Source organism: Roseimaritima sediminicola (assembly GCF_009618275.1).
Classification (GTDB): domain Bacteria; phylum Planctomycetota; class Planctomycetia; order Pirellulales; family Pirellulaceae; genus Roseimaritima; species Roseimaritima sediminicola.
Genome location: NZ_WIAD01000098.1, coordinates 1 through 5,308, shown reverse-complemented (window position 1 = coordinate 5,308; position 5,308 = coordinate 1). Strand labels below are relative to the sequence as shown.

General features: G+C 57.7%; 3 protein-coding genes. All 3 read right to left on the bottom strand.

Annotation, left to right across the window (positions count from 1 at the left end):
- The coding region (locus GE027_RS22295; RefSeq protein ID WP_162006888.1) for a class I SAM-dependent DNA methyltransferase at window positions 1-2,109 on the bottom strand (2,109 nt) is incomplete at its 3' end.
- A 191-nt stretch (window positions 2,110-2,300) separates the two neighbouring features.
- Complete coding sequence (locus GE027_RS22290; protein ID WP_153559443.1) at window positions 2,301-3,077, bottom strand: hypothetical protein; 777 nt, start codon at window positions 3,075-3,077, stop codon at window positions 2,301-2,303.
- A 1,515-nt stretch (window positions 3,078-4,592) separates the two neighbouring features.
- Window positions 4,593-4,991: a hypothetical protein gene (locus GE027_RS22285; protein WP_153559442.1), complete on the bottom strand. Its 399-nt coding sequence runs from the start codon at window positions 4,989-4,991 to the stop codon at window positions 4,593-4,595.
- Window positions 4,992-5,308: the final 317 nt, after the last annotated feature.

Genomic DNA, 5,308 nt, shown 5'->3' with positions numbered 1-5,308 from the left:
GAGATCGGCGAGGACAAGGCCACGTTTAGTTTCAAAGCTGATCTCCGCCGCATCCTCACCACGTTGCTTCTCCTGTCTGATTCTATTGACTTCTCCCTGGTGCTGACCCACGATGCCGACTGTCATTGCAGTTCTCACCGCCGCACACATGGCGGTATCAACCCAGGGATGGTCCGGGACCGCATATAGAAGCGAGAGAGTTGGCTTCCCACGCAAGTGTTCCCCAACGACACGACGATTAAAGGTTTGGCGAAGACTGTTGGTTGTAATCAAGCCGAAACGTTCCGAATCTTCACCACGGACTTTCAATGCAGCATTGTGCCACCAATACATCACGTAGTCACAAGATTCCGGCAGTTCGTTAAAGGTGGAACTTATTGCTGCTGTATATCCATCCCCCAAAGCGTGTCGCATTCGTGAAGCCCCGATAAACGGCGGGTTTCCTACAATGAACGTCGCTTGCGGCCAAGTGGATTTGCGAGGACCTATATACCGAAGCTCTTGAACACGGGCAGTTTCATCAGGTATCTCGCCTTCGCCTACCGGATTCGGTTTTGTCGTTCGACCATCCCACCTCGTAACCGGATTGCCGTTTTCGTCGACGACGCGTTCGATGTCGTCCCAGGCGAGGACGGCGTCGCGGCATTCGATGTTGCCGTAGTCCTTTAGCACTGGCTCGGGGATGTTCACGGTATCCCGTGTTCGCTTGTACCACTGGATCGATCCGATCCACAGGACCAGCTCCGCCAGGGCGGCCGCCCGAGGATTGATTTCGATGCCGAGGAACTGATGGGGGTCGATGGTCAAGCCCGGCAGCACCGTGTCGTCAAACTCGCGCATCGCGTTCAGCACTTCGCCCTCGAGCCGCTTCATCAGCTCCATCGCGACGTACAGGAAGTTGCCGCTGCCGCAGGCCGGATCCAGGACCGTGGTCTCGCATAGCTTGCCGTGGAACTCTCGCAGCAGCTGGCGAGCGTCCGCTCGCTTGCCTTCGTCGTCCAGTTGTGTGGCCGCGGCGTAGGTGGCGTCCCATTCCTCCCGCAGCGGTTCGATCACCGTCGGCATCACCAGGCGTTCGACGTATTCGCGGGGCGTGTAGTGGGCGCCGAGCTTATGCCGTTCGACCGGATCCAAAGCTCGTTCCAGCAGGGTGCCGAAGATCGCGGGCTCGACGTCTTCCCAGCGGTACTGCGCCGCTTCGACCAGCAGCTCCACCTGGTCGTGGTTCAGCGGCAGGGCGGTCTTGTCTTTGAAGAACTTGCCGTTGAAATGTTTCACCTTCTCGCAAAGAATCGTCGAAAACGTGCCCTCGTCCATCGACGCCCACAGCGATTCGGCCATGGGTTTGAAGTGTTGCGGTTGCGTGCGCAGGCTGAGCAGCATTTCCGTGAAGGAATCAGGCTTCAGCAGTTCGACGTCTTCGGCGAACATCGTAAACAAGCAGCGCATCAGGAAGCCGGCAACCACCTCGGGCGGATGTTCGGTCTCGAGGCTCTTAGCCAGCTTGGCCAGGCGTTCGGCGATCTCCCGCGTCACCTTGGCGGTGATCTTGCTAGGATCCAGCGACAGCGGGTCGGTCCAGATCGCCCGCAGCTTGTACCGCGTCTGCTGGTCGCGTAGCCGCGATAGGTGCAAACGGTATCGGCGAGGGTCGGGGAAGGGCACATAGTTCTTGCCCGTGCCGGAGAAGTCGGCGTAGATGTCGAAGCAGTAGCCAACATCGACGACGATCAGGAACGGCGGCCACTCGTCGGGGATCGCTTCGGCGTAGCCCTTGGCCTGCTTGCGAGCGGCCTGCATCGCTCGGTCCCAGGCCGGGGTGCCGCGCTGCGCCGTACCGACCAGCTTCTTTACGGTCTTGGTCTTCGTCGCCAGGGCTTCGGCGGCCTCGGCCGCCTTGTGTTCGCTGCCCTGTTTCGATTCCAGGACGAAGCAGCCGGCGCGGTACAGGTCGACGCGTCCGCGGCTGACCGTGCCGTCACCGTTGTTGAACTCGACGGCTTTTTCAAAGACGTACTTGTTGTTGGTCGTGTCGGTCTGCGTGCTGTCCGGGTGCGGCACCTCCAGCAGGTCGCACAACTCCGTCAGAAACAGCTGCGAGTTGGCCAATTCCGCCCCGCCAGACTTCTCTCACTTCTCCACAAACTCGTCAGGTGTCATCGTGCCCACAATCTAGAACGCTACATCGAAAGCCCGAGATTGTAGCGGGTCTGGCTCGATATGGGGTGCGACGATTCAGAACGCCGGTGACTCCCGGCAGGCTGCTGGGAAAGCTAGTCGCTACCATGGCGAACCTGCTGCTACTCCTGTCGCTCGTTGAATCCGACAACAAACAGTTGTGTGTCGTAGATAACCCGGGCGAGCGTCGCAACCTGATTTATAGGCGGAAGTTCAGACAGCCGCTGTTCATCCGGGATGGGGAAAGGCATGTAGTGAGTTGCGGCTCTGGCACGCATGAGCTTTGCGAGCGAGACGAAGTCCTGAGATTCTAGGCCTATCGTGGCTTGGCTCTCGAGACGAAGCAATACTCGACTGACGAAACCCTTGAATGTGACGTTGGTAGCAATTCGTTGTGGCGTAGAGCAGAAGTAAAACTCTGTCGCGTTACCATCCTGAAACGCGGCGTAGTGCGTCTTGTCATCAGTTATTTCACCGATCGCGGAGGGCGGTATCCATACAGAACGCTCGCAGACACGCTGGTCAAGATAGGCCTTGTTGAACTCTTCGATGGTGTGAAACGCAGGGGCACAATACAAGACGTCCTCGCCTTTCCCTTCCAGGTCAAGCAATAGCTGATGTTGACGGGATCGTCCGGACGGCCGAATGTGCATTCGGTAGTAGGGGAGCGACAGTATGCCAGCTTCATTAGCATTGCGAGTGAGGAGGCAGTCCGAAAGCTTGAACTGAAGGAAGAGAGGGGCAGCCGGCCCTCTTAGCAAGACGTCGTATCCTCCTTCCTGTCCCTCTTGCCGCAAGGATGGGAACACTGGGGCGGCGCGAATCGGAAAGGAGCCTCCATGAATCAGTTCATCCGTGACAGCATATCCGTAGCTAAATTCTGAGATGTCCGGCTTCATTCCAAATGCTTTGCCCGCGAGATAGCGTAGTCCGTGGCAATTTTTCTCCGTTCTGACGCGCAATGGAAACACGCGCCACCCACCGAGCAACAGGGGCAGTTGTTGCTGCTAGCAGGTGCTGCGGTCCAGGCGATTCTACCGTCTCGGCGGGGGGCGTCAAATCGCGTGTCGGAAAAGCTTTGAGCGGGTGGAAAGCATAGTTCTCGAAAACGTAAATGGCAGAGGCCCATCGACCGCAGTACGGCTACCTGCCGCCTCTTTCGCTCTCCATGATTCTCGAAAGATTCAGAATCGCTTCAGCAGCCTTGTCATCACCATTAATTCCTCTGCGACGTAATTCGGCCCGAGCAGAGTCAAGTTCGTGATCTTGATAATAAGAGGATCGGCGGTCCTCTCGCGGGCGATAGCTTTCCCGGTCCGTTACCTCAGGTGTAAGGGAGGAAGGCGGGGGATTTCCTGATTCAGCTACCGTAACCACAAGGGCACACAAGAGCACGGTAGCGCCAGAGAAAAGGAAGGCCACATTCATTATGGTTGTGCTATCCAGTTTCCGCCTTCGTCGACGGCTATGCGGCCCGCGAGAAGGGGCGACCTGAATCGCTGGGAACGATTTGGACAGGGTGTCCAGCTGGCAGGAAGTTGTCTCCTGTGGCGGCGGCCTGACGAAAACCTCCGAGCAACTAGGGCAAACTGCAAGGCATTCGGCCTGCTGCTGCCAAGTCTCGAATTCGCATCGGCAGTGAGGGCACGTCATCATCTGAGCCAATGGCATTTTGTGCAGTTCCTCGTCGGGCTAGTGAAGGAATTCGATTGGCCATAAAGGTGCAGGCTGATGCCGTCTTGGGCTGCGGTCAACGGCCCTTATGCCGCGGGACATTGGCCCGGTGTTGGTGTCGGCACCATGGAACAAGGCTCGGTCTAAGCACGAGAACCAGCCAATGCACCGGATTATGAATCAATCGACCGGTTTTTTGAACTTTTTTCGCATTGCTAGCGGTAAATAGGGGTTTTGGATTTGCCCGGAAAAGAAGATGCGGTAAAGTACACGCTGTCCAGTGGCAGCCTACACGCCGCACGGCGTTATGTGTTGAATCAAGGGTAGGCGGAGTCACCACTCCCTTGGACGTAGAAAGCAAGTAATCGCTTGCTACGCGTCTCAGCGTGTCACTGGATGAAGGGATAACCTATGGTAGGTTTCTCTGAGGTCCTGATCGTCTTGTTTGTCGCCGTCGCCGGATTCGGTACAGCGATTCTCAAAAGGCAGGAAGGAAGCACGGATAACAAGGATCGGGATTAGTTTTTGCCGACTGACCGATACTTGTCGCTGACGGTCGCGGTCACTCAATTGTGGCCGCGACCGTTCCTCGTTTCTGCACAATCCACTTCACATCGAGGTACGCGTTAGGTAACTGGTTCACCCAGTTTCTGCGAACCCGTTTGTGGAAGCGGCGTGTTCATCCGAAATCGGATGATACACAATCGGATAACGCCGAACAAGAACAGAAATATTCTGACTTAAGAAAATACCGGCGCAGGGAAACTTTTTTGGTTCTGGGGTGCGAATCGTTCGATTTTACGGCTTGCCCATTCCTGCAGACCTGTCGCTAGGTAGGCTTCCGCTGTCGCCGGCACGGTGTACTGGACGTTCAAAAACTCATGATTCCCATGAGTTCCACGGACCTGATAGGTCAGGCCCTGGGGCAATAGCAGATCGGCGTAGCCGGTAGCGTTGGTCTTGGCCCTGGTGACGCTGCGGGCTCGGTAGGCGTTGCCGATGGCTTGGTTTTGGTCGACTAGCTGGGCTTCGATTCTCGCTCCCACCGCGGCGGTCGAGGCTTCGCGGACGGGGATCCGGACACGGCACAGGCCGCCGGTGCCCGGTGGAGTGGTCGAGACGGCGGTCAGCTGTAGCACGGCGGTGCCGTCGGCGGCCGTGCTGGTGTGGATGCCCTATAGATGAAAAGCTTTCCGGGGCTTGAGGTCTTGCCCAGCCAGGGAGAGTGCTCGCGGTGATGCTCGGGAGGTAGCGCTCGCCGCCGGTGAGCTCGTCCGCGCTGATGGCCGAATCGGTCGCGTGGGGGCGACGGCTTGCAGGTCGCGGGAGGATGGTCGGGATTCTCTCGTTCGTCATTGCCAAACGCTGCTCGAAAGCAGACGCCGGCGAAGCCGGTTACATACTGCGCCAGGTCGAACAGCATCGATCAAGGTTTGCGGAGTGGGGAGGAGGTTCA